This window comes from Pseudomonas sp. FSL R10-1350 (assembly GCF_009600525.1).
Classification (GTDB): domain Bacteria; phylum Pseudomonadota; class Gammaproteobacteria; order Pseudomonadales; family Pseudomonadaceae; genus Aquipseudomonas; species Aquipseudomonas helleri.
The window spans coordinates 24,013-45,361 of record NZ_WIVR01000026.1; the positions used below are offsets into that span (position 1 = coordinate 24,013).

General features: G+C 57.7%; 20 protein-coding genes, 5 tRNA genes and 2 pseudogenes. 11 read left to right on the forward strand and 16 right to left on the reverse strand.

Features of this window, described 5'->3' with window-relative positions:
• Nucleotides 1-22: 22 nt before the first annotated feature.
• The 5 genes from GHO25_RS13555 (at nt 23) to mgtE (ending at nt 2,520) form a co-directional block, all read left to right on the forward strand.
• Nucleotides 23-113 (forward strand) — tRNA-Ser (locus GHO25_RS13555).
• A gap of 107 nt (nt 114-220) precedes the next feature.
• Nucleotides 221-297, forward strand: a tRNA-Arg gene (locus tag GHO25_RS13560).
• A gap of 70 nt (nt 298-367) precedes the next feature.
• A tRNA-Arg gene (locus tag GHO25_RS13565) sits at nt 368-444 on the forward strand.
• A 70-nt stretch (nt 445-514) separates the two neighbouring features.
• A tRNA-Arg gene (locus GHO25_RS13570) sits at nt 515-591 on the forward strand.
• A gap of 486 nt (nt 592-1,077) precedes the next feature.
• The gene (gene mgtE, locus GHO25_RS13575; RefSeq protein ID WP_048367858.1) at nt 1,078-2,520 is read left to right on the forward strand and encodes a magnesium transporter; all 1,443 of its coding nucleotides are present in this window, start codon (nt 1,078-1,080) and stop codon (nt 2,518-2,520) included.
• A 109-nt stretch (nt 2,521-2,629) separates the two neighbouring features.
• Here the strand turns inward: mgtE and GHO25_RS13580 are convergent, their stop codons facing one another.
• Nucleotides 2,630-2,956, reverse strand: coding sequence for an Arc family DNA-binding protein (locus tag GHO25_RS13580; protein WP_048367856.1), 327 nt, complete (start codon nt 2,954-2,956; stop codon nt 2,630-2,632).
• A 374-nt stretch (nt 2,957-3,330) separates the two neighbouring features.
• On the opposite strand from GHO25_RS13580, the gene phnN reads away from it, so the two are divergent.
• Nucleotides 3,331-3,909 (forward strand): phosphonate metabolism protein/1,5-bisphosphokinase (PRPP-forming) PhnN, encoded by a 579-nt coding sequence (gene phnN / locus GHO25_RS13585; RefSeq protein ID WP_048367854.1) that lies wholly within the window; start codon nt 3,331-3,333, stop codon nt 3,907-3,909.
• Here the strand turns inward: phnN and GHO25_RS26120 are convergent.
• Nucleotides 3,897-4,073, reverse strand: coding sequence for a PA3371 family protein (locus GHO25_RS26120; RefSeq protein ID WP_178110084.1), 177 nt, complete (start codon nt 4,071-4,073; stop codon nt 3,897-3,899). The two genes, phnN and GHO25_RS26120, sit on opposite strands and share 13 nt — an antisense overlap.
• A 100-nt stretch (nt 4,074-4,173) precedes the next feature.
• Between GHO25_RS26120 and GHO25_RS13590 the strand changes: the two genes are divergently transcribed.
• Nucleotides 4,174-4,653, forward strand: coding sequence for a hypothetical protein (locus GHO25_RS13590; RefSeq protein WP_153390986.1), 480 nt, complete (start codon nt 4,174-4,176; stop codon nt 4,651-4,653).
• 31 nt (nt 4,654-4,684) lie between these two features.
• Here GHO25_RS13590 and GHO25_RS13595 read toward each other — a convergent pair whose 3' ends face one another.
• The 3 genes from GHO25_RS13595 to GHO25_RS13605 all read right to left on the reverse strand — a co-directional run bounded on the left by GHO25_RS13595 (nt 4,685) and on the right by GHO25_RS13605 (nt 7,836).
• Nucleotides 4,685-5,413 carry an aspartate/glutamate racemase family protein gene (locus GHO25_RS13595; protein WP_048367851.1) on the reverse strand — a complete coding sequence of 243 codons (729 nt, stop codon included), beginning with the start codon at nt 5,411-5,413 and terminating at the stop codon, nt 4,685-4,687.
• 59 nt (nt 5,414-5,472) lie between these two features.
• Entirely contained in the window at nt 5,473-7,011 is a 1,539-nt protein-coding gene (locus GHO25_RS13600) for an NCS1 family nucleobase:cation symporter-1 (protein WP_153390987.1), read from the reverse strand.
• A 474-nt stretch (nt 7,012-7,485) separates the two neighbouring features.
• Nucleotides 7,486-7,836 (reverse strand): DUF6124 family protein, encoded by a 351-nt coding sequence (locus tag GHO25_RS13605; protein ID WP_153376044.1) that lies wholly within the window; start codon nt 7,834-7,836, stop codon nt 7,486-7,488.
• Nucleotides 7,837-8,418: 582 nt separating this feature from the next.
• Here GHO25_RS13605 and GHO25_RS13610 point away from each other — a divergent pair.
• A tRNA-Arg gene (locus tag GHO25_RS13610) sits at nt 8,419-8,495 on the forward strand.
• A gap of 260 nt (nt 8,496-8,755) precedes the next feature.
• The gene (locus GHO25_RS13615; RefSeq protein WP_153329167.1) at nt 8,756-9,556 is read left to right on the forward strand and encodes a GNAT family N-acetyltransferase; all 801 of its coding nucleotides are present in this window, start codon (nt 8,756-8,758) and stop codon (nt 9,554-9,556) included.
• An 82-nt stretch (nt 9,557-9,638) separates the two neighbouring features.
• Here the strand turns inward: GHO25_RS13615 and GHO25_RS13620 are convergent, their stop codons facing one another.
• Nucleotides 9,639-10,805, reverse strand: coding sequence for an MFS transporter (locus GHO25_RS13620; protein WP_153390988.1), 1,167 nt, complete (start codon nt 10,803-10,805; stop codon nt 9,639-9,641).
• 94 nt (nt 10,806-10,899) lie between these two features.
• On the opposite strand from GHO25_RS13620, the gene GHO25_RS13625 reads away from it, so the two are divergent.
• Nucleotides 10,900-11,793, forward strand: coding sequence for a LysR family transcriptional regulator (locus tag GHO25_RS13625; protein ID WP_048370794.1), 894 nt, complete (start codon nt 10,900-10,902; stop codon nt 11,791-11,793).
• Between the two features lie 165 nt (nt 11,794-11,958).
• Here GHO25_RS13625 and GHO25_RS13630 read toward each other — a convergent pair whose 3' ends face one another.
• Together GHO25_RS13630 and GHO25_RS13635 are read right to left on the reverse strand one after the other, a co-directional pair.
• Nucleotides 11,959-12,519, reverse strand: a complete 561-nt coding sequence (locus GHO25_RS13630) for a hypothetical protein (RefSeq protein WP_048370791.1) — start codon at nt 12,517-12,519, stop codon at nt 11,959-11,961.
• 354 nt (nt 12,520-12,873) lie between these two features.
• Nucleotides 12,874-13,257, reverse strand: a pseudogene (locus tag GHO25_RS13635) (MerR family transcriptional regulator); the annotation flags it as partial.
• A 74-nt stretch (nt 13,258-13,331) separates the two neighbouring features.
• Here GHO25_RS13635 and GHO25_RS13640 point away from each other — a divergent pair.
• Nucleotides 13,332-14,411: an SDR family oxidoreductase gene (locus tag GHO25_RS13640; RefSeq protein ID WP_153391005.1), complete on the forward strand. Its 1,080-nt coding sequence runs from the start codon at nt 13,332-13,334 to the stop codon at nt 14,409-14,411.
• A gap of 67 nt (nt 14,412-14,478) precedes the next feature.
• Here the strand turns inward: GHO25_RS13640 and GHO25_RS13645 are convergent, their stop codons facing one another.
• From GHO25_RS13645 to GHO25_RS13680, 8 genes and pseudogenes are all read right to left on the reverse strand, one after another.
• Nucleotides 14,479-15,372 (reverse strand): LysR family transcriptional regulator, encoded by an 894-nt coding sequence (locus GHO25_RS13645; RefSeq protein WP_153390991.1) that lies wholly within the window; start codon nt 15,370-15,372, stop codon nt 14,479-14,481.
• An 82-nt stretch (nt 15,373-15,454) separates the two neighbouring features.
• On the reverse strand, nt 15,455-16,507 hold the full coding sequence (locus tag GHO25_RS13650) for an alpha/beta hydrolase (protein WP_153390992.1): 1,053 nt from the start codon (nt 16,505-16,507) through the stop codon (nt 15,455-15,457).
• Nucleotides 16,508-16,634: 127 nt separating this feature from the next.
• Nucleotides 16,635-16,781: pseudogene (locus GHO25_RS13655) on the reverse strand (carboxymuconolactone decarboxylase); the annotation flags it as partial.
• A gap of 4 nt (nt 16,782-16,785) precedes the next feature.
• Complete coding sequence (locus GHO25_RS13660; protein ID WP_153329156.1) at nt 16,786-17,253, reverse strand: cupin domain-containing protein; 468 nt, start codon at nt 17,251-17,253, stop codon at nt 16,786-16,788.
• 60 nt (nt 17,254-17,313) lie between these two features.
• Entirely contained in the window at nt 17,314-18,306 is a 993-nt protein-coding gene (locus tag GHO25_RS13665; RefSeq protein ID WP_153390993.1) for an aldo/keto reductase, read from the reverse strand.
• A gap of 24 nt (nt 18,307-18,330) precedes the next feature.
• Nucleotides 18,331-18,921, reverse strand: coding sequence for a flavodoxin (locus tag GHO25_RS13670; RefSeq protein ID WP_153390994.1), 591 nt, complete (start codon nt 18,919-18,921; stop codon nt 18,331-18,333).
• A complete protein-coding gene (locus tag GHO25_RS13675; protein WP_123749841.1) occupies nt 18,918-19,907 on the reverse strand; it encodes an aldo/keto reductase in 990 nt (329 codons plus the stop codon). The genes GHO25_RS13670 and GHO25_RS13675 overlap by 4 nt, the downstream gene beginning before the upstream one ends.
• A 146-nt stretch (nt 19,908-20,053) precedes the next feature.
• On the reverse strand, nt 20,054-21,304 hold the full coding sequence (locus tag GHO25_RS13680) for an MFS transporter (protein ID WP_048370774.1): 1,251 nt from the start codon (nt 21,302-21,304) through the stop codon (nt 20,054-20,056).
• Nucleotides 21,305-21,349 lie beyond the last annotated feature (45 nt).

Sequence of the window (21,349 nt, forward strand, 5' to 3'; positions counted from 1 at the left end):
GTTATTATACGCCCCGTGTTGCGGAGAGGTGGCCGAGTGGCCGAAGGCGCTCCCCTGCTAAGGGAGTACACCTCAAAAGGGTGTCGGGGGTTCGAATCCCCCCTTCTCCGCCATTATTCATGTAGCACGTTAGAATCTAGCCACTTCAGTAAGTTGTTGAATTTATTGAAAAAAACACTTGGCAGAGAGATTCAACGGTCTATAATACGCAGCTTCAAATGCACTCGTAGCTCAGCTGGATAGAGTACTCGGCTACGAACCGAGCGGTCACAGGTTCGAATCCTGTCGAGTGCACCATTTAAGAGTTAGTTGCTTCGGTAGTTAACTTTGCTTCAACCAGGGTGGGCTGGTTTAACAAACACAACTTGCACTCGTAGCTCAGCTGGATAGAGTACTCGGCTACGAACCGAGCGGTCACAGGTTCGAATCCTGTCGAGTGCACCATTTATAAGTTAGTTGCTCCGGTAGTTAACTTTGCTTCAACCAGGGTGGTCTGGTTTAACAAACACAACTTGCACTCGTAGCTCAGCTGGATAGAGTACTCGGCTACGAACCGAGCGGTCACAGGTTCGAATCCTGTCGAGTGCACCATACACCAAGAAGCCCGCATTTTATGCGGGCTTTTTGCTGTCTGCGATTTATGAAATATCGAATCGCCCCGGCAGGCAGCCTTTTTTGTCACGTCCCCGACTTATCTTCTGTTTATCGTGAACCCGCCTCCAGGAATTAACCGGGCCGGGCGAGGTCTGTCTGTAGGAGCGAGCTCGCCTCGCGATCTGTTGATCTTCTAAAAAATGCCAGACCGCACGAAGATTCATAAAAAAGGTGTGCTCTGCCAGGCGCTTTTAGCGTCGCAGATTCAGCGGCCCAGACGCAGCCGTAAACGTTTGTTATCTCCACAGATTTATAGCGTCATTAATTTTTAAGCCGTGTATGATTGCGCCCGTCAGCCCCGCCGGGGCTTGTGGAATACCTCCATGGACTTACCCAGTAGTAACTCAGCATCCCGTTTTTCCAATCATGAATTGACTGATTGATCCTTCCGGCGTGCCCTGCTGCTGGGAGTGGAGTTCGCCTATGACCGAAGTTGAAGTAAAGAAAGCGCAAGACAGCCTGCAAAGCCGCCTGGCTCAAGTGATTGAGCTGCTCAACCGCCAGCGCGTGGTTGAGGGCCTGACACACCGTCAGGAAGGCCAGCACCAGGATCGCGTCGAGACCCTGGTTCATCGCCAAAACCTTGTTGAGCTCCAGCGCAAGCTGGAAGACCTGCACTCCGCAGACGTTGCCTACATTCTGGAAGCCTTGCCCCTGGACGATCGTCTGACCGTCTGGCAGTTGGTCAAGGCTGACCGTGATGGCGACATCCTGCTTGAAGTGTCTGACTCTGTGCGTGAAACCCTGATCGCCGACATGGACGATCACGAGCTCCTGGCTGCCGCCAAGGAGATGGACGCCGACGAACTTGCTGACCTGGCCCCCGAGCTGCCGCGAGACGTCATCCATGAGCTGATGGAAACCCTCGATGCGCAACAGCGTGAGCGCGTTCGCTCCGCGTTGTCCTATAACGAGGACCAGGTCGGCGCCCTGATGGACTTCGAGATGGTGACGATCCGTGAAGACGTCAGCCTTGAAGTCGTCTTGCGTTACCTGCGTCGCCTCAAAGAATTGCCTGGCCACACCGACAAACTGTTTGTGGTCGATTACGACGGCGTGCTCAAGGGCGTGCTGCCGATCAAGCGTCTGCTGGTCAACGACCCTGAAAAACAAGTGGCTGATGTGATGGCCAGCGACCCGGTGAGTTTTCATCCGGACGAAGACGCCTACGATGCCGCCCAAGCGTTTGAGCGTTACGACTTGATCTCGGCGCCGGTGGTCGACAAAAACGGCAAGTTGATTGGCCGTTTGACCATCGACGAAATGGTCGACCTGATCCGTGAGGAAAGCGAAAGCGAAGTCCTCAACATGGCCGGTCTGCGCGAAGAAGAAGATATCTTTGCTTCGGTGTGGAAATCTCTGCGTAACCGTTGGGCCTGGCTGGCGATCAACCTGATCACCGCCTTTATTGCTTCACGGGTGATCGGCCTGTTTGAAGGCTCGATTGAAAAACTGGTGGCCCTGGCGGCCCTGATGCCCATCGTGGCCGGTATCGGCGGTAACTCCGGTAACCAAACCATCACCATGATCGTGCGCGCCATGGCGCTGGACCAGGTGAACACCGGCAGCACCAAGCGCCTCATGCGCAAAGAGCTGGCCGTGGCCTTGATCAATGGCGTGGTATGGGGCGGGGTGATCGGTGTGGTCGCCTACCTGCTATACGGCAGTTGGTCGCTGGGGGTGGTGATGACAGCCGCCATGACGCTCAACTTGCTGCTGGCGGCGCTCATGGGCGTGTTGATCCCCATGACACTGGCCCGCTTCGGGCGTGACCCGGCCATGGGCGCGAGTGTAATGATCACCGCCATGACCGACAGCGGCGGGTTCTTTATCTTCCTGGGGCTGGCAACGTTGTTCTTGCTCTGACCAAAAAGGCCTGACCGGCAACTAGCCCGTCAGGCCTTTTTTATTGGTGCCTGAAAGGCGCCCATAAAAAAGCCAGCAGAGCGCTGGCTTTTTTGTTGCCTGGGTTAAATCAAGACGCGTCGGATGTAGCTTCAACATCGTGAGCAATCAAGGAAACCAAAGCGTTTTGTTGGCGGTGAGACAGTTGGCGGAAGCGTTGCAGTAACTCGCGTTCATTCAGGGAAAGCTCGGGGCTGTCCAGACGCAGGCTGGGTTCATCGCCCAGTGCGCCTTCCTGAATGAGGCTTTGCTCAAGGCGAGCAATAATCTCGGAGTTCATGCTGCGGTGGTGATTGCGAGCCACTTCGGCAATGCGTTCACGCATTCCGTCTGGCAGGCGAACGACGAACTTGTCAGCCGTACGGCTTGAGTAAATTGCCTGTTTCAATGGGCGCATTATAGTTAACCGGTTAGTTCAGGGGAGCGGTTCTCGGAAATTGGCCGCAAGATATGGTTTCAGACCAGGCTTGTGGCCAAATGTTCAACCTGAATTGCAAAGAGGCGCGCATCATGCCTCATATCTGCCACTTCCCTGGCGTCAATTCTGTGACAAATATTGAACGGGATAAAGGCTATAAGCCAGCACCTATTGTCAAAAATGTGCGTTGTCCTACGTAGTTTACAGGCTATCGGCTTTTCTAAAAGGAACCATTATGTGTAAAGGCCATCATTGACTGACTTGAATGCTTCTTAGCAGCCCCCATCTTGTTGCCTCCTCACCCTGTGCGGGTGAACCCAGCCTTACGCAGCCGCGTCCCGGAGATCCACCGAGTGCCAGGTAAATTGATCTATTTGATGGGGCCTTCAGGCTCAGGCAAAGACAGCCTGATCGAAGCTGCACGCCCTGATTTGGCGGCGCGCGGGTGTGAAGTGATCCAGCGGGTGATTACCCGTTCGGCAGAGTCGGCAGGTGAAGAGGCGATTGGCGTTAGCCGCGAAGCGTTCCAGGCACTCAAGGCCAGCGGCGCCTTTGCTCTGGACTGGCAAGCCAATGGTCTGAAATACGGCATACCCGTGCAGCTGGATCATTGGCTAGCGGCCGGGCGTCACGTGCTGGTCAACGGATCGAGAGGGCACCTCAAACAGGCCCGCGAACGCTACCCGGACTTGCTGGCGATTATGTTGCGGGTTGATACCGACGTCTTGCGTCAGCGCTTGCTGACCCGTGGTCGAGAAACCCCGTCAGAAATAAACGCCCGCTTGGCGCGCAATGAACTCTTTTTGGAGTCTGTAGAAGCGTTAGTCGCAGACGGCGTGCACCTGCTGGACAACTCGGCCGCCTTGCAGATTGGCGTTCAGCGCTTACTCGCGCTCATAGATGCCGCCATCGCGACGCCTCAGCGCAACTGAGGGTCAAACTTGAAGCGGCGCCCCAGTGCGCGGGCTACCAGCCAGCCAGCAAAAAACACGATGGCCGCAATCAACGGCGTATTCCCCAACTCGTCCTGAGAGAACAGACCCAGAGCTAGGCTCAGCAGGGCGAGCATCAACAAGCCGAAAGCAATTTTGGACATGGATTAAGCATCTCTTTTTTCAGAAAACCCAGCGATCGCCCTGGGTGTTCTCGAAGGCGGCAGGAGTGGTTGAGCGCTCGGTGGCCAAATGCGGGGTAACGTGGCTGCTACCCATCATCACGGCCCGTTGTGGCATCGGCGTATGAGGTTTGCTGTACGTGCCGGCCACATCTATGCCGGGCTCGGCGGCAACCGGGTCGGCGTAAAAGTGAAAGCCAGTCAAAACCGCCAGGGCAAGAACATTCAACAAGAAAAGGGTTCTGTTCATGGTCATGGCAGTCATCTCTTAGAATTAGGTGATGCCATGAATAGAGCAGGCATCATGCCAACTCTTTTTGTTTATAAAACCCTTATAAATCAACGGTTTGCTGGTGGTTTCGAGGGCCGATCGATTGCAAATTGCAATGATGGCTTTTTGGCGCAATGCAAAATGCACGATGCTGGAAAACCAGGCGGGGAAGTGACTAAAAGCCTGACGCAAACGCTCTTGCGGCGTTGGGTTCAACGCAAGGTGTTAATGGCCAATTATGTTCAGCATCCCCCAATCAGTTCCCTCTCCAGCGGGAGAGGGCTAGGGTGAGGGGCTTTTGCTCTAAAAATCTAACCTGAAACTACCGCATAAACTTCGCCGCCCACCCCGAAATCACCTTGGGGCGCGGCTGCGCATACGTGCGCACCTTGGACGTCGACAACCCAAGACGCACCAGCGACTCAGCAACCGTCACCGCCGCGCTCACGCCATCAATCACCGGCACCCCGGTGCGCTGACGAATCTGCTCATCCAGCCCGGCCATACCGCCACAGCCCAGGCAAATCACCTCGGCGCGATCCTCACTCACCGCCAGCTCGGCCTGGCGCACAATGGCCTCCAGTGCGCGCTCGGGTGACTCCTCCAATTCCAGCACCGCCAGGCCGCTGGCCCGCACTGACGCACAGCGATCCCACAACCCCGACAGGCGCAGGCGATCTTCAATCAACGGCACTGTGCGATCCAGCGTGGTCACCACCGAATACGCACGGCCCACATACATCGCCGTGCTGGCCGCCGCATCGGTAATGTCCACCACCGGCACGTTGAGCAACTCCTGCAAACCTTCGCGCCCATGCTCGCCATAACCCGCCTGAATCACCGCATCAAACGGCTGGTCGTAGGACATGACCTTGTCCATCACCGCAATGGCGGCCAGATAACTCTCAAAATTGCCTTCAACCGAATCAGCCCCAAAATCCGGGGTCAGGCCGATAATCTCAGTCCCGGGCGCCGCGGCCGCCTGCGCTTGTCGCGCAATGGCCTGGGTGATGCTGTCAGTCGTATTGACGTTGACCACGAGAATTCGCATGCAAGCTCCTGCAACAAAAAAGTAAAAACACGGCCCGCCATCCGCGGGCCGCACAACACTCAGTGGCTGACGTTATCAACCGCAATCGACTCGCCGCTGACACTGGCGTAATGCGCCTGGCGCTTGGCAAAAATCAGATACAACAGCGCCGCGATGCCCGCACCAATCAACCAGGAGAACGGCGACACCTCATGAAACCCCGGCACCAGCGCCAGCACGATGGCGATCAGCGCTGCCGGAATAAAGGCCGCCACGGCGCGCATATTGACCCCGCGTGAGTAAAAATAAGCGCCGCGTGGGTCTTCGCTGTACAGCGCGGGCACATCGATCTGGCCTTTTCGCAGCAGCCAGTAATCGACCATGATCACCCCGTAAAGCGGGCCGAGCAGGGCGCCCAGGCCCGACAGGAAGTACACAATCACCAACGGGCTGTTGTAGAGGTTCCACGGCAAAATCAGCACCGCGATGGTTGCGCTGATCATCCCGGCGCGGCGGAACGTCAAATGCCGGGGCGCCAGGTTGCTCAGCACAAACGCCGGGGCGACAAAGTTGGCCATGATATTCACCGCCACCGTCACAATCAGAAACGCCAGGCAGCCCAACACCAGGAAAAACGTATTAGGGATGGACGCGATAATTTGCGTCGGGCTTTCGATAATTTGCCCATTGATTTGAAACTGCGCGCCGCACAGCAGCACGGTGATCCCGGCGAACACCAGAATATTCACCGGCAAGCCCCAGAAGTTACCGACCTTGATGGTTTTGCAGCACGGCGAAGAACGGGAAAAGTCGCTGAAATTCAAAATCAACGTGCCATAAATCGCCAGCCACAACGCCCCGCCAGCAAACACATTGCGCCACACCTCGGCGGTGCTCAGCGGCACGCGGTTAGACCAGGCGATGGTGCCGTTGGCCTGAAAATACATCCACGCCGCCAGGCTGATCACCGTCAGCAAAATCACCGGCCCGGCAAAGGCCTCATAACGGCGCACCATCTCCATGCCATACGCCAGAATGACCAGTTGCACCAGCCAGATCGCCACAAAACACACCCAACCCAGGCTCGACAGCCCCAGGATCGAGTCATGGTCATACGCCGCAAACCCGGGGTGCACCGCCACCAGCAGTACGCGCAGTACCACCGACGCCAAATACGTCTGAATCCCGAACCAGGCAATCGCGATAACTGCACGAATCAACGCGGGAATCTGCGCCCCATGCACACCGAAACTGATACGGCTGATCACCGGAAACGGCACCCCGGTGCGCTGGCCCATATAGCCGGACAGGTTCATGAACATAAACACCAGCCCTGCGCCGATGCCCAGCGAGAGCAGAATCTGCCAACCATTCAGCCCCAGCGCATACAAACCGATAGCGAACGAGTAATTGGCAATGTTGTGCACATCATTGGTCCACAGCGCAAAAATGCTGTAACGCCCCCAGCGCCGACCTTCAGTTTTGGTCGGTGCCAGATCGTTGTTATGCAAGCGTGGGCTGAGCGCCAGCGTGGCAGACGAACTATCCGCCAGCGGTTGCGGGGTAGAAACGGAAGAGGGTAAATCCAGAGCGATAGTGCTGGAGAGTCTTGTGCGCATTCTGGGCAAGCTCCTGACCCCGTACCTGCGTCATGACAGGGTGGAATCACTGGTGATGAAGTCCGCGTTATGCCTGCAGTTAGGGTGCAAGCTACTAAACAACGTGTACTTAATTTCGTACGTATTTGTATACAAGTGTCGTTTAGCTCAAAGCGATATTCATGCCAGCTAACAGCGCCGGGTCAGCGTGCGTGTCCTCAGAAACTTTGAATTTTTCTGTAACAGTTTGAAAAATAAGATGAATTAAAAAAGTATAAAAAAGCATGAAATGCGTAAGGCAGGAAAAATCAGCAAACGCCCAAAAGTGTGCGCCCCAAAAAGGCTGTTACTTTTTGATGCACGCCCCCCGCGTCGCACCCAATGAGTGCACCGTTATGTGACAACCTGTATACGATTTTGACTGTAGGAGCGAGCTTGCCTCGCGAGCTCTTAATCTTGAAAACCGTGCCTGCTTGCACCCAGGCACGTACTGCTCTAGTGCGTCGTCAAACCATCCAGCGACTTATCGACATACGCCTTGGCCAGCTCCACCAAGTGCATGCTCGACAACACCAAACTGCGTGCATGGCCGCTCAAACCATTTCCCGCCTCACTCGCCGAAGCGCCCGCGCAGCGCAACAAGTCTGACGCCTGGGCCAAAGCCGCTTCTAAATTGACACTGTCGGGGATGACATACGTGGCCTGATCCACGTGTCGTGGAGGCTTAGGGTCGAGCAAATAAAAGTCCAGTGCACGCTCAGCGGCGGCACGGTCCAACGACACATCACTGCACTGAGCAGCCTCGTGCAAGGGGAGGGTAGGTGGATCGGGAACAATCTTCTTCATAAGGACAACTCCGAGGTATTAATGGAGCTGTTCCCTTCGCTACTAAACGAATGGAGGCAGCCGTACGCAGGTTAGTAGACCGGTACACTCGGAACCCGGCGCGCCACGAGGGCGCCCTACGCACGGCCACCATAAAACGCAGGCCGAAAAAAAGCGCCTCGCGGAGGTGGCGCCATGCGCCGAGTAATACGTCGGGCTACTAAACCCAACCGCTGAAAGACAGCGATGGGCCGAGACTATTCCCCGGACTGAACAGGCGCAAGCGAATGGGATTTTCTCGGAAGTTTCACCAGATGGAAAGCGAAGCGTCGTACGAAAAGCCTTATATTTCGCCAACCCCCGCCACCATCCCCAATCAAACTGTAGGAGCGAGCTTGCCTCGCGATCTTTTGGTCCCCGCAAAAATCCCGCCAACCCAACCCAACCCAACCCAACCCAACCCAACCCAACCACCCACCCTCCACCCTGTAGCGCACCCACCCACACGCAAAAAGCCCACGGACGACATGACAAACAAAGGCATGCCCGTTAACATGCACGCCGTCCTCTGCGTCAGGCCATCAGCGTGTGGCGCAAACGTTTGTCTCAGTAGCTCAATTGGATAGAGCATCCCCCTCCTAAGGGGAAGGTTGCAGGTTCGAACCCCGCCTGGGACACCACCATAATCAGGTGGTTAGCTATATTTCCTGATAGACCCTCGAATGGGTTTTCTCTCAAGCCCCCACTTCTCTGATCCCCAAGGTCGGATTTTGCCCACGCGCCTCGTAAAAAATGCTGGATGTTGCTTGTGGCTCGCGAATAACGACTAATAACCCAAAGCGGGTAGTGAAGTTGAAACCGCCACTGTGCGTGTCTGGATACAAGCGTATTGTGCGATCCGCATTACCCTTCCAGAAAATCCTGAAAAAGGGCGATGAACATGGATGTTGAATTGGCTCATAAGATTGAGGCCGCAGAATGCGAGTATTTACGTTCGCGCGTTGAGAATCTGGCAGATGTCAGCGGCAATCCTTATGGTGCACGTGTTTTTTTCAATGCTGACTTTCCGTGCTTTCAAGTAAAAGCATCGCCTAGCCCAATGTTCAACCGCATCTACGGTGACATCGCCAGCGACCCCTTGACCGTGTTGAAATTGCTCAATGAGTCAGCGGAGCGATCGGCTGTCACCCCTCTTATCGGAAAATCTTCGGCGCTGGAGCAATACGCCATTTTGGGCGAGGAACGGCTTGAGCGTTTGAGGGGCTGGACTCACCTGCAATTGGCGTGTGCTATTGAAAACGTGGTTTTGAATCACCACTCATTCGAAATTGAAGAGGTCACGCCGAAAACTCTGCCTTTATTTGCAGAAGTGCACGCGGCTGGCTTTCATACCAAGCCGGAGCATCGGCTGCTGAATCAGGCTTCCTTTGCAGGGCAGAGGCCTGATGGACGTCTGAAAATCTATGTCTTGAAAGTGCAGGGAGTGGTGGTAGCAGGGGCTGCGATGTATTTGGCCAGCAATGGTGTTGCCTACCTTGGAACGGCGGCAACTCGAAAAGATGCTCGGGGCTACGGCTACCACGCAGCCCTGATTTCTCACCGAATAGAGCAAGCAAAGAAACATGGCGGTCAATGGGTGGCTGCGACCGCGCTGGCCAGCTCCCAAAGCCGCCGAAATCTGGAGCGTGCCGGGTTCACGGCATCCCATGCCCAAGCACTGTACCGTCTGGCCGATATCTGAAATAAACGGCAGAGAAGGAGCGGCCGCTTCTGATCGATTGCCGCCCCTCACCAAGGGCAGCAATCCTGTCACTTGCCGCCCCTCACACCACCGCGACTTCAACCGCTCTAGAACGCCAGACCGAAGCCAGCACCATCAACAACCCCAAACCCGCCATCGCCGCTCCGGCCAGGGAAATCGCCGGATAACCCCAACCCGCGTTGATCACCGCTCCGCCCAGTGCTGCGCCAATCGCGTTGCCAAAGTTGAAGGCGCCAATGTTCACCGCAGAGGCAAGGTTGGGCGCGTCTTTGGCTGCTTCCATGACGCGCATCTGTAGCGGCGGCACCAGGGCGAAGCTGGCGATGCCCCATATCAGGATGGCCAGTGCGGCAGGCACCTCCCAGCGCATCAGCAGGGTGAACGCCAGCAAGACGAGAATCAGCACGCTTAGCGAGACGATCAAGGTGCGATCTATCGAGCGGTCAGCGGCCTTGCCGCCCCACATATTGCCCAGCGTCAAGCCCACACCAAACAGTACCAGCATGGCGGTGAAGTAGGCGGTGGAACCCTGGGTCTCGCTGCTCAGGATGGGCGCGATGTAAGTGAAGACGGTGAACATTGCGCTCGATCCGACCACGGTCAGGGCCAACGCGCTCAGCACCGGACCGCGCCCCAGCACTCGAATTTCGGCCATGACACCGGCGCTTGGCGGCGCCTTCAGGTTAGGCAGGGCGAACCACAACGCGGCCATGGTCAACAAGCCGAGACCCGTGATGCCCCAGAACGCGGTGCGCCAACCGAACAGTTCACCAAACCAGGTGGCCAGCGGCACACCACCGATGGTCGCCAGGGTCAGGCCCATGAACATCGCCGCAACCGCCCCGGCACGTTTTTCCGGGGCGACCACGCTGGCGGCGACGATGGAGCCAACGCCAAAAAATGCACCATGGTTGAGTGAGGTCACCACCCTGGCGATCATGAGGCTGTAGTAATCAGTGGCCAAGGCTGACATCAGATTGCCCAGGGTGAAAATCGCCATGAGCCCGATCAGCAGATAGCGCCGGGGAATTTTGCCGGTGGTCAGGGTCATCAGCGGTGCGCCGAGCAATACGCCCAACGCATATGCGCTGACCAGCAAACCGGCGGCGGGAATGGAAACGCCCAGATCCGCAGCGATACCCGGCAACATGCCCATGGGGGCGAATTCTGTTACGCCGATGCCAAAGGCTCCGATGGCGAGCGCTACAAGGGGTGGATTGATACGCATGAAAGGCTCCTTATCTATGCCGCTAATGCTACGATCCCGTCTTTTCAAGCGGTAGATAGCATTTTTGGCAATCACCTTTGCGCGGGAGGCACAAGTGGACTTCAACGGCAGGTCAGGTGAAATGAGCGTGTTCACCACCGTGGCTCAGGAAGGCAGCCTCTCGGCCGCTGCGCGAGCACTGGGCCTGACACCCTCAGCAGTCAGTCGGATCATCGCGCGTACCGAGCAACGCCTTGGCACCCGCCTGCTGTTGCGCACCACCCGAGCGATCACCTTTACTGCCGAGGGCGAAGCGTTCCTGCGCGGCGCCCGGCGTATCCTGGCCGACATGGACGAGGTCGAAGAAGCCATCGCCGATCAGGGCGTACCCAAGGGGCGATTGCGGGTCAGTGCGGCCCTTGGCCATGGGCGGCTGGCCATCGTTCCCTTGGTTGCAGCATTCAGCGCCCGTTACCCGAACATCGTCGTCGACCTTACCCTCGGCGACGAAGTGGTCGACATTCTCGGCGGGCAGGCCGACGTCGCGGTCCGCTTTGGCCATCTGCCTGACAGCCCGCTGACCGCGCGCAGAATCGGCGACACCGGCCAGGTCGTGGTGGCATCGCCCGAGTATTTACAGCGCCACGGCATCCCCCAGGCACCGGAAGACCTGTTGCAGCACAACTGCCTACGCTTCAACTTCCGGCGTGCCGAACCCAACTGGCCGTTCATCCGTGATGGAGAAGAGTTCTCCCTAAAGGTCAGCGGTAACATCGAATGCAGCAGTGGTGAAGCGCTGGCACAACTCGCGCGCGTAGGTGCCGGCATTGCACGTATCGGTGAGTTCAGCGTGAGCGAGGACCTGCAGCGCGGCGACCTTATTCCCCTGCTGGAAGCCTGGAACCCCGGGGACCGCGAACCGATTCATGCGGTGTTCGTCGGCGGGGCGGCAATGCCTGCGCGAGTGCGATTGTTCGTGGATTTCTTGCTAGAACATCACCGGATGTGAGCGCGGGCGTGAGCTGATATTTTCGGGGGCTTGTGATGTTGAAGTGAGCAACACATTTCTGCGTGCCCTATTAGTAGATGGATGGGGCGTTTGCACGTCTTAAATGGCTGTCGTGAGAGTTCGCTTGAACGTCACGAAAGTCGGCTTTCGGCCAAAAGCAGCCTCTCAACGTGTCGCACATTGACCTCTGCGAAGAAAATCTTTAAGCGCCGCCTGATAGAGCGTCAATGGCTGATTGCCCGTATTGAAGAGTGCAAACGGAATCATCGTGAGATGTGAAAACGACGTGGAGTTTATCGAGTAGGTTTTCTGCCTGCAAAAGCGCTGGTCCTTATTCAATATAAAATCAAACTTGAAAAGGTTTGTCCGCGTACACCAACTGGGGATCAAACCCAGACTCAGACCCGTCAAGTAATCTTGTCCGCAAGCGCCGCCAGATGAGAACTCCGAGATCTTTATTTCTAATGCTGGCAGGCTCGGGGCGGCAAGGCTGGAGTTCTTATCCTGTGCATCGGGAATAACGTTGAGTGTCGCTGAGTATGCGTCCTTGCCGAAGCGACTGTCTTTCCATGGGGAGTTTATTGCGTAACTGAAGCTGGAGATGATTTCTTGTGTTTCGGGTTCAACGGGTTCGTTGATTGTCGGCTGGGACGAATAAGATGTGCAGCCGCAACAGAGTATCGCAATGCTGACAAACACAAACCCGTTGGCTTTTAAGCGACGCATACTCAGTTTTCCCTAACTATCAATTAGCCAACATACCTGTCACTTAACGCCGTATAGCATCTTATCTACACGCTGGACGGCTGAATCAGCATAACAGGGCAGACTGTACGCGCGACACTTCGGGAGAGAGAAAAGGCCGCCGCCATGCCTTCTTTACCCCAACCCAGTGCGAACCCGCGAACGTTGAAGGCAAACGCAGAACGACAACACCTGCCCAAGCTGTCCAGCGGCTCCTATTGGCCGAAAGCGGCCCTTCTCGACAGGCTGCTATCGGCCACCGCCAAACGGCTACAGATTATCGAGTGGGTGCCGCTTAGATGGACGCCACCTCACCCCCCCCATCCCCTGTTGACCGGCTGAGTTATTCAACTGCTCCATCTCAAGCTGTTTCGCAGCACTAACTTCGAGGTTTGCACGCTCTTCATCCAGATACCGATAAATACTTTGGAGGTTGGCGATTTTCAGTTGGACTTCTGCCATCTTTTTTTCAATCAGCTTGGCGCCGTCAGCACAATCGATCAGCTTATTGCGCTGCGCATCCAGAATCTCGCCTATTTCCCCCAGGGAAAATCCCATGCTTTGCGCGCGCTTGATAAAGTCCAGGTCGTGCAGCGTTTGGGCTGTGTAATCGCGATAGTTGTTCGTCCGCCGCTGCGGTGAGATCAGGCCGATTTGCTCGTAGTAACGTAGCGTATGGCGGCTGGCACCGCTGCGGGCTTCGAGTTCGCCGATTTTCATGAAAACACCGCTTGACCCTAGAGTCGGGTCGACAGTTTACGCTCGGCTCCTTACCTCAAACAAGGAACAGGGAAATGGGCGTGGAGTGCTTTGTCACGGGGGGAACCGGTTTTATCGGTCAGCATTTAGTGGCGTATCTGAGTGCACAAGGTCATACCATTCGGGTGTTGATGCGTCGCCCGGAGCGACTGGCTCAACTGCGCGAGCAAATCGATACGTTGGGCGGGTGTGCAAGCCGGGTATTTGCCGTAACGGGTGATCTGCAACGGGACACTCTCGGGCTGAGTCTTGCTGATCGCGAAGTGCTAAGGCACGCCAGCGTCGTGTTCCATCTGGGCGCCCACTTCGCGTGGGGGCTTTCAATCGAGCAATCTCGTGCGGTGAATGTAGAAGGGGCAAAGCGCGTTGCGCTGTTGGCGGCTGAGCAAAAAAGCCGGTTAGTGATGATTGGCGGCTACATGCTGAAAAACCATGAACATCTGCAACGCATCGGTATTGATCCTCGTTATCCGCAGCGCACGAATTGGCCTGCCGTCTACCGGCAAGTCGGTGGTTACGAGGCGAGCAAGCTGGAAGCGCATTTTGCGACCTTAGACGTCATGGCCGCCAAGGGAGGGGAGATGACGGTTGTCCACCCCGCGACGGTCTGTGGCCACAGCCGCACGGGGCATATCGTTGACGGTCAGCCGCTAGTGGAGCTGATACGCAACCTTGTGCAGGGAAAACTGACGGCAGTGCCGGGTACCGCCAGGCACTGGCTGCCACTGGTCACCGTGGATTACCTGGTTGAGCTGGTGGCGACGTGTGCTTTTGATCCTGCCATGGCGGGTCAGGAACTACTGGCGCTTGATGATCAAACGCCTGATTTGCGGGAACTCTTAAAGCAGTTGGCACACCCTTTGGGCATAAAGTCGCCTAACTACTTTATTTCACTGCGATTACTGAAATTACTGCTGCGTATTCCTCCCGTCGCGCGGAGGTTGAATACCCAGCCCGAAGCCTTGGACTTTATTCAGACCACGCGTTTCGATACAACAGCGGTCGAGCAATTTGCCAACAGGCATGGAATAGCCAAGCCAGAGATACGTCAGTCTTTGCAGCACACTGCAACGTTCGTCAATTCACATTGCCTGGCCAGGGGCCAAGCCCGCTGACGTGTCCTCAAACAGTGTGCCGTCGATGCCGGGCGGCATGTTGAAGCGCTGCCGATTTATCAATACATCAAGGCTTGTAAAGTAACGCTTCAACGACAACCCCGAACGCCGATGAATGTTCACGGCGATTGGGGTAGTAGAGGTGGTAACCGGCGAAGGGTTGGCACCAGTCTTCCAGCACTCGCACAAGCCTACCGTCAGCCAGCTCCTGCGCCACCATGTCCTCCGGCAGAAAGCCCAAACCACACCCCGCCACGGCCGCCCGCAGGATCGGCACGCTGCTGTTGAACGTCCATTGCCCTTCGACACGGGCCTTCAGTTCGTGACCATCCTTTTCAAAATCCCATTGCATCAGGCTGCCATGGGTGGGCAGGCGCAGATTGATGCAATTTTGTCCCGCCAGATCACCGGGCACCTTCGGTATTGGCCGCTGTTTGAAGTACTCGGGTGAGCCCACGACGGCGATGCGCAAGGATGGCCCGACCGGCACGGCGATCATGTCTTTAGCCACCTGATCTCCCAGGCGAACACCGGCGTCATAGCGTTGCGCGACGATGTCGGAGAGGGCGTAGTCGACGGTAATTTCGACATGGATGTCCGGATAGTTGGGCAGCACCTTTGAAAGCTTGGGCCACAGAATATTGTTGGCGGCATGTTCGGACGCTTGAATCCGCACAGTGCCCGCCGGGGTGTCACGAAACTCGCTGACCGCGGCCAGTTCGAGTTCGATCTCATCGAACCGAGGTGCCATCGACTGATACAGCCGCTGACCCGCTTCGGTCGGTGAAACACTGCGCGTGGTGCGCGTCAGCAAGCGCACGCCCAGTCGGCTTTCCAGTGTGCGCATGGTGTGGCTCAGCGCCGACTGCGAGACGCCAAGCTGGGCGGCTGCGCGGGTGAAACTGCCTTCGCGGGTGATGACCACGAAGGCTTGCAGGTCGTTAAGGTTGGCGCGGGACATTGATGAGAACCTCTCATGAGGGGCGCGGGATTCATCCATAAAAGCAGGTCGCACACCGATGCGCGACCCCCATGAGGGTTGATTACAAGGTGCGGGCGTAAAACGCGCTCAGCTTGCCAATCGCGGCATCGACATAACGCGGCACCCAATAGGTTTCGATGTGCGTGGCGCCGTCGAGCATAAACAGTTCCTTGTCGGTGGTGCCGGTGGCTTTGGAGAAGGCGTCCTGCGTCATGTACAGGCTGTCGGCTTTGCTCCCGGCGATCATCAGCAACGGTTGGTTGATCAGCTCTATATGGTCAGTGGCGTCGAAACGCATCAAATCGATCAAGCTGCTGGTGGTGTATTTGAAGGTCGAGTTCGGGTGCGCGTGGGTCTTCCAGTAGTACTCATAACCTTGGCGATACAGCTCGAAGGGCAGTTTGGCAATTTGCTCTTCGGTGAGGTTGGCATCGCCCGAATACAGCACTTCGCCGCCGGCCGCTTCTTGCGCACGGGCAACTGACGCTTGTTGCAGGCGTTGCTGGATGCTGTCCATTTGCGAGTCGTTGTAGCCGTTGCGGCGCACCCGGCCCGAGTTGAACATGCTCACCGTTGCCAGCGATTTGAAGCGTTTGTCGGTTTGCGCCGCCGCCAGCGAATAACCACCGCCGCCACAGATCCCGAGCAGCCCCAGACGCTTGTCATCAACGCCGGCAAACTGGCTGATAAAGTCGGCCATGCCGTGAATGTCTTCGATACGGTACGCCGGTTTATCGATGCTGCGCGGCTGACCACCGCTGGCGCCCTGATACGCCGCATCGGCAGTGATGGTGATGTAGCCCTGTTCGGCCAGGCGTTGGGCATACAGACCGGCGACTTGTTCTTTCACGCCGCCATTGGGGTGTGCAACGACCACGGCCGGGTAAGTCTTCTTGGCGTCATAGCCAGCCGGGGTGTAGACGTTGGCGGCGATGTCCAGACCATTGAGCTTGTAGCTGACCGGATGGATGTTGACCTTGCCCGCTTCGTTGGTGCTGATCGCGCCATCATAGGCGAGGGTGAACGGGTTCTTTTGGTAGTCGGCGGCCAAGGCTTCACCCGCCGAGAGGCCGACCAGTGCCGACATGAGCGTGGCTTTAAGCATGTTTTTCATGTGAAGCTCCTGAGCAATTAAAAGGGCGGCAGTTGCGAAAGTGTTTGGGTCAGCGCTGCGTGGGTTCGCTCGGCCGTCTGTGTATCGCCCTGCTTTTTCAGCAACTCGGTGACTTGGCGCAACTGTGCCGCGCTAAGCCGACATAGGCGTAGAGCTGCACCAGAATTTCGCGGGTTTCGCTGATGCTCAAACCGGCATTGAGTCCCTGGTTGAGTGCCGTGTTGAGGCCAGGCATGTCGCCGGTCGCCATAAATGCGGCGATCAGTGGAATCGTTAGCTCAATGGCCGGCGTATTGCGCCTCCGCGACCTGCTCTGCCCAGGTGACGGTCTTGCCGTCCTCGGCTTCTGCAATGGCGATGTGGGTCATGCCGTTGCTGGGTGTAGCGCCATGCCAGTGGCGGGTGTGCGGTGGAATCCAGACAGTGTCGCCCGGTCGGATTTCCTGTCGCGGGCCACCCTCTTGCTGCACGTAGCCGACGCCTGCGATGACGATCAGCGTTTGCCCCAGCGGATGGGTGTGCCACGCCGTGCGTGCGCCGGGCTCGAAGGTCACCGTGGCGCCGCCAATGCGCGCTGGCGCATCGCCTTTGAACAGGCCATCAACGCGTACGGTGCCCGTAAAGTTTTGCGCCGCGCCCTTAACCGAAGGCTGCGAGCCGTTCGGCGTAATGCGGATTTCGCTGGCGGCTTGGGTTTCTGCCGTCATCAGTGACAAAGCAACGAGGGGGGCGATCAATCGATTCATCGGATCAACTCCGGTCACACAGTGAAAGCGGCGCCCAATGCAGCGCCGCGTCGGGCAGGCTCAGAGTCCGGTCATCTTCAGTGCCGATTCCGGCAGGCGATCACCGTGCACGTGAATCTGCGCCATTTGCTCGTTGATCTCGCGCAAATCGTCACCGGTCAATTGCAGGTCGACTGCGCCCAGGTTCTCTTCCAGCCGATGGGGTTTGGTCGTGCCGGGGATCGGCACAATCCATGGTTTTTGAGCGAGCAACCAGGCCAGCGCCACTTGCGCCGGTGTGGCGTGTTTGCGCTGCGCGACGGCTTTCACCACACCGACCAACGCCAGGTTGGCCTTGCGCGCTTGCGGTGAAAAGCGCGGCACAAAATTGCGGAAATCGCTGGCGTCGAACTGCGTGTGCTCATCAATCTGACCGGTGAGAAAACCCGCGCCCAGCGGGCTGAACGGCACGAACCCGATACCCAGCTCTTCGAGCACTGCCAGCAGTTCCACTTCCGGGCCGCGCCAGAACAGTGAATATTCGCTCTGCACTGCCGTAACCGGTTGCACAGCGTGCGCCCGGCGAATGGTGTGCACGCCCGCTTCAGACAGGCCGAAATGCTTGACCTTGCCCTCGGCGATCAGATCTTTGATGGTGCCGGCGACGTCTTCGATGGGCACCTGCGGGTCAACGCGATGCTGATAGAACAGGTCGATGTGATCGGTGCGTAAACGCTTCAACGACGCCTCGGCCACGGCGCGGATATGTTCCGGGCGGCTGTTGGTACCGCTGCCACGCACGCCAGTGGTCAGGTCGATATCGAAGCCGAACTTGGTGGCGATGACCACCTGCTCGCGGATCGGCTGCAAGGCCTCGCCCAGCAGTTCTTCATTGGCGAACGGGCCATACGCTTCGGCGGTATCGAACAAAGTGATGCCTTGTTCGTGAGCCGAACGAATCAACTTGATCATGCTGGCTTTGTCGGCAGCCGGGCCATAGGCCGAGGTCATGCTCATGCAACCCAGGCCCAGTGCGGACACTTCCAGGCCATTGCCCAACGTGCGGATTTTCATGGTGTCACTCCGTACAGAACTCAGTTAACGCGCGAGAGGGTGATCGTTCAGCCAGCCGTTCACGCGCTCCATGGTCTTGCGTTCCTGCTCGCCCTCCATCACAAAACCTTCCACTACCTTAGCCTTCGGCGCGTGTTTTACGAGCACGCTGCGGCTGTTGCCCAAGCCATAACCGCCGTGGGTGTTGAAGGGGATAAGGGTCTTGCCGGTCAGGTCGTGGGCGCTGAGGAAGGCACGCACGACCGGCGGGGCGGTTTCACCCCAGATCGGAAAGCCGAGATAGACCGTGTCGTAGTCGCTAAGGGCGTGAACCTTGTTGTGCAGCTCGGGTTCGAAGCCGCTGTCACGCTCCTGACGTGCCTGCTCCACGGTTTGCAGATAGTCCTCGGGGTAGGCGTGGGCGGGGCGAATCTCGAAGAGATCGGCGCCCAGTCCACGCTGGATTAGCCCGGCGACCACGCGGGTATTACCCGAGCGCGAGAAATACGCGACCAGAATCCGTGAGCCTGAACGCGGTGTTGCACTGGCATCTTGGGTGTCGGCAAGCGACAGCAGCGGGGCGCTGGCCAGTGCGGCGATTACCGTACGCCGCAGCGGATCATGTTCGGTGCTCATCGACCGACACGCGCCTTAAGGGCCTCTGGATAACGCTCGCCTTCAATGCGGATCTGCGCCAATGCGCTATCAATGGCCTTGAGTTCGCTGGCATCAAGCGTGATATCCGCGCCGCCGAGGTTTTCTTCCAGACGCGACAGTTTGGTCGTGCCCGGAATCGGCACAATCCACGGCGCCTGCGCAAGCAGCCAGGCCAGCGCGATTTGTGCCGGGGTCGCTTGTTTTTGCGCAGCAATCTGACGGATCAGCACCACCAGGCCCTGATTGGCTTGCAGTGCCGACGGGCTGAAACGCGGGACGATGCTGCGAAAATCGTCGCTGCCGTACGTGGTCTGTGCCGACACCGTGCCGGTCAGAAAACCTCTGCCCAATGGGCTGAACGGTACGAAGCCGATGCCCAACTCCCACAGCGTCGGCAGAATCTCTTTTTCAGGCTCGCGCCACCACAACGAGTATTCGCTTTGCAGTGCGGTGACCGGCTGTACCGCGTGCGCCCGGCGAATGGTCTGCGCCCCGGCTTCCGACAGGCCGAAGTGCTTGACCTTGCCTTCAGCAATCAAGTCCTTTACCGCCCCGGCGACGTCCTCGATCGGCACGTCCGGGTCGACGCGGTGCTGGTAAAGCAGATCGATGTAATCGGTCTTCAGTCGACGCAGCGACCCCTCAACCGCGACCCGAATGTGCTCGGGGCGGCTGTTGAGAATCTGCTGCTTATTGTCGTCGCCGAAGGTGAAGCCGAACTTGGTGGCGATGACCACTTGATCGCGCACCGGTGCCAAGGCTTCGCCTACCACTTGCTCGTTCAGGTAAGGGCCGTAAACCTCGGCGGTATCGAAGAACGTGACGCCTCGCTCAACCGCCGAACGAATCAGCGCAACGGCTTGTTGTGTGTCAGTCGCCGGGCCGTAGCCATGGCTCAAGCCCATGCAACCCAAGCCCAGGGCTGACACTTCGAGTGAACTTGTTCCGAGTGAGCGCTTGTGCATGTGGATCTCCCATTTGGCGTTGGGAGAACAGTAGGTGACCTAGCGAGTGGGGACTAGACGGTTAAATCGGCAAGGGTTTATGAGCATTTCTCATTAATTTCAGAAAAGGGAGGGGGCGAGTGTGCCTTCATGGCCGCCCGATCGGGTTAAAGATGCAGGCCCGGACTTTCTCCTGCGCCGTGCCCTGGCGCTTGGACCTTGACCCGCATCCCGATCAACAGGGCTGCCAACAGCATCAGAATACCGGCGGCGACAAAAACACCGTCGATGCCACTGAAACTGAACATGGCGCCCCCGGCAGCGGCACCCGCAGCGATCGCCGACTGAACCGATGCCACCACCATGCCTCCCGCGCTTTCAGCCTGATCTGGCACCGCCCGGGCTACCCAGTTTGACCATGCTACGGGTACACCGCCAAAAGCCATGCCCCAGAGTGCCAATAACACCACCTGACCCGGCACAGAAGCAGGCAGCCATACCAAGGCTAAAGCTGTAACGCCGACCAGCGCAGGCATCAGCACCATCGTCCCGCGCGGGCTTTTTTCAAGCAGCCAGCCTGCCAACAGCGTGCCGACGAAGTTAGCCGCGCCGAACCCCAGCAGCATCAGCGCCAATCCTTCAGCCCCCACGCCGGATGTGCTTTCCAGAAACGGCCGGATGTAGGTGAACAACGCGAAGTGCCCTGTATGCACCAGCACGCAAGCCAACATACCCACGGCAATGCCCGGACGCAGCAGCACTTCAAGCACCGTTCTTAAGCGCGCAGGTCTGCGCGGAGCCAGAGGTGGCAGGGTGAAAAGCTGGAAAACCAGCGTGACTACCCCTACGGCGGCGGCCGCCACAAACGCGCTGCGCCAGCCATACAGCCCGCCCAAATAACTGCCGAGCGGCACCGCGACCACCGTACCCACTGCAATACCGCTGAAAATAATCGACAGGGCCCGCGGCAGCAGCGTCGTCGGCACCAGGCGCATCGCCACGGCCGCCGCCATGCTCCAGAAACCGCCCAGTGCGATACCCAGCAAAATCCGCATGATCAGCAGCACCATCAAGCTGGAAGAGAAAGCCACCAGCAAGTTGGAGGCAATCATCAGCACGGAAAAGCCCAGCAATACCACTCGCCGGTCGATCCCTCGCGTCAAGCCGGGCAGCAGTAACCCTGAGAACAGCGCCGCGACTGCCGTCACGGTCACCGCCTGCCCGGCCAAGGCTTCCGACACCCCCAGTTCAGCGGCCATCGGCGTCAGCAAGCTGGCCGGAAGGTACTCCGCGGTCAACAATCCAAACACGCCCATCGCCAGCGAAAATACCGCCATCCATGCCGGTGTCGCGGGCTCTAAATCAGCTTCGTTGCCAACGCGCGCATCAGTTACAACGTCACACACCCCATTACTCATCACGCAATACCTCTGGAAGTTATCTCAACCAGAAGTCTATGGATG

What these genes read in the sequence shown, in the direction of transcription:
- GHO25_RS13580 (WP_048367856.1), bottom strand. Translation starts at nt 2,956, where the DNA reads ATGCGCCCATTGAAACAGGCAATTTACTCAAGCCGTACGGCTGACAAG.
- GHO25_RS13620 (WP_153390988.1), bottom strand. Translation starts at nt 10,805, where the DNA reads ATGCGTATCAATCCACCCCTTGTAGCGCTCGCCATCGGAGCCTTTGGC.
- GHO25_RS13600 (WP_153390987.1), bottom strand. Translation starts at nt 7,011, where the DNA reads ATGCGCACAAGACTCTCCAGCACTATCGCTCTGGATTTACCCTCTTCC.
- GHO25_RS13630 (WP_048370791.1), bottom strand. Translation starts at nt 12,519, where the DNA reads ATGCGTCGCTTAAAAGCCAACGGGTTTGTGTTTGTCAGCATTGCGATA.
- GHO25_RS13660 (WP_153329156.1), bottom strand. Translation starts at nt 17,253, where the DNA reads ATGAATCGATTGATCGCCCCCCTCGTTGCTTTGTCACTGATGACGGCA.
- GHO25_RS13605 (WP_153376044.1), bottom strand. Translation starts at nt 7,836, where the DNA reads ATGAAGAAGATTGTTCCCGATCCACCTACCCTCCCCTTGCACGAGGCT.
- GHO25_RS13640 (WP_153391005.1), top strand. Translation starts at nt 13,332, where the DNA reads ATGGGCGTGGAGTGCTTTGTCACGGGGGGAACCGGTTTTATCGGTCAG.
- GHO25_RS13650 (WP_153390992.1), bottom strand. Translation starts at nt 16,507, where the DNA reads ATGAAAAACATGCTTAAAGCCACGCTCATGTCGGCACTGGTCGGCCTC.
- GHO25_RS13645 (WP_153390991.1), bottom strand. Translation starts at nt 15,372, where the DNA reads ATGTCCCGCGCCAACCTTAACGACCTGCAAGCCTTCGTGGTCATCACC.
- GHO25_RS13675 (WP_123749841.1), bottom strand. Translation starts at nt 19,907, where the DNA reads ATGCACAAGCGCTCACTCGGAACAAGTTCACTCGAAGTGTCAGCCCTG.
- GHO25_RS13680 (WP_048370774.1), bottom strand. Translation starts at nt 21,304, where the DNA reads ATGAGTAATGGGGTGTGTGACGTTGTAACTGATGCGCGCGTTGGCAAC.
- GHO25_RS13615 (WP_153329167.1), top strand. Translation starts at nt 8,756, where the DNA reads ATGGATGTTGAATTGGCTCATAAGATTGAGGCCGCAGAATGCGAGTAT.
- GHO25_RS13665 (WP_153390993.1), bottom strand. Translation starts at nt 18,306, where the DNA reads ATGAAAATCCGCACGTTGGGCAATGGCCTGGAAGTGTCCGCACTGGGC.
- GHO25_RS26120 (WP_178110084.1), bottom strand. Translation starts at nt 4,073, where the DNA reads ATGTCCAAAATTGCTTTCGGCTTGTTGATGCTCGCCCTGCTGAGCCTA.
- GHO25_RS13595 (WP_048367851.1), bottom strand. Translation starts at nt 5,413, where the DNA reads ATGCGAATTCTCGTGGTCAACGTCAATACGACTGACAGCATCACCCAG.
- mgtE (WP_048367858.1), top strand. Translation starts at nt 1,078, where the DNA reads ATGACCGAAGTTGAAGTAAAGAAAGCGCAAGACAGCCTGCAAAGCCGC.
- GHO25_RS13670 (WP_153390994.1), bottom strand. Translation starts at nt 18,921, where the DNA reads ATGAGCACCGAACATGATCCGCTGCGGCGTACGGTAATCGCCGCACTG.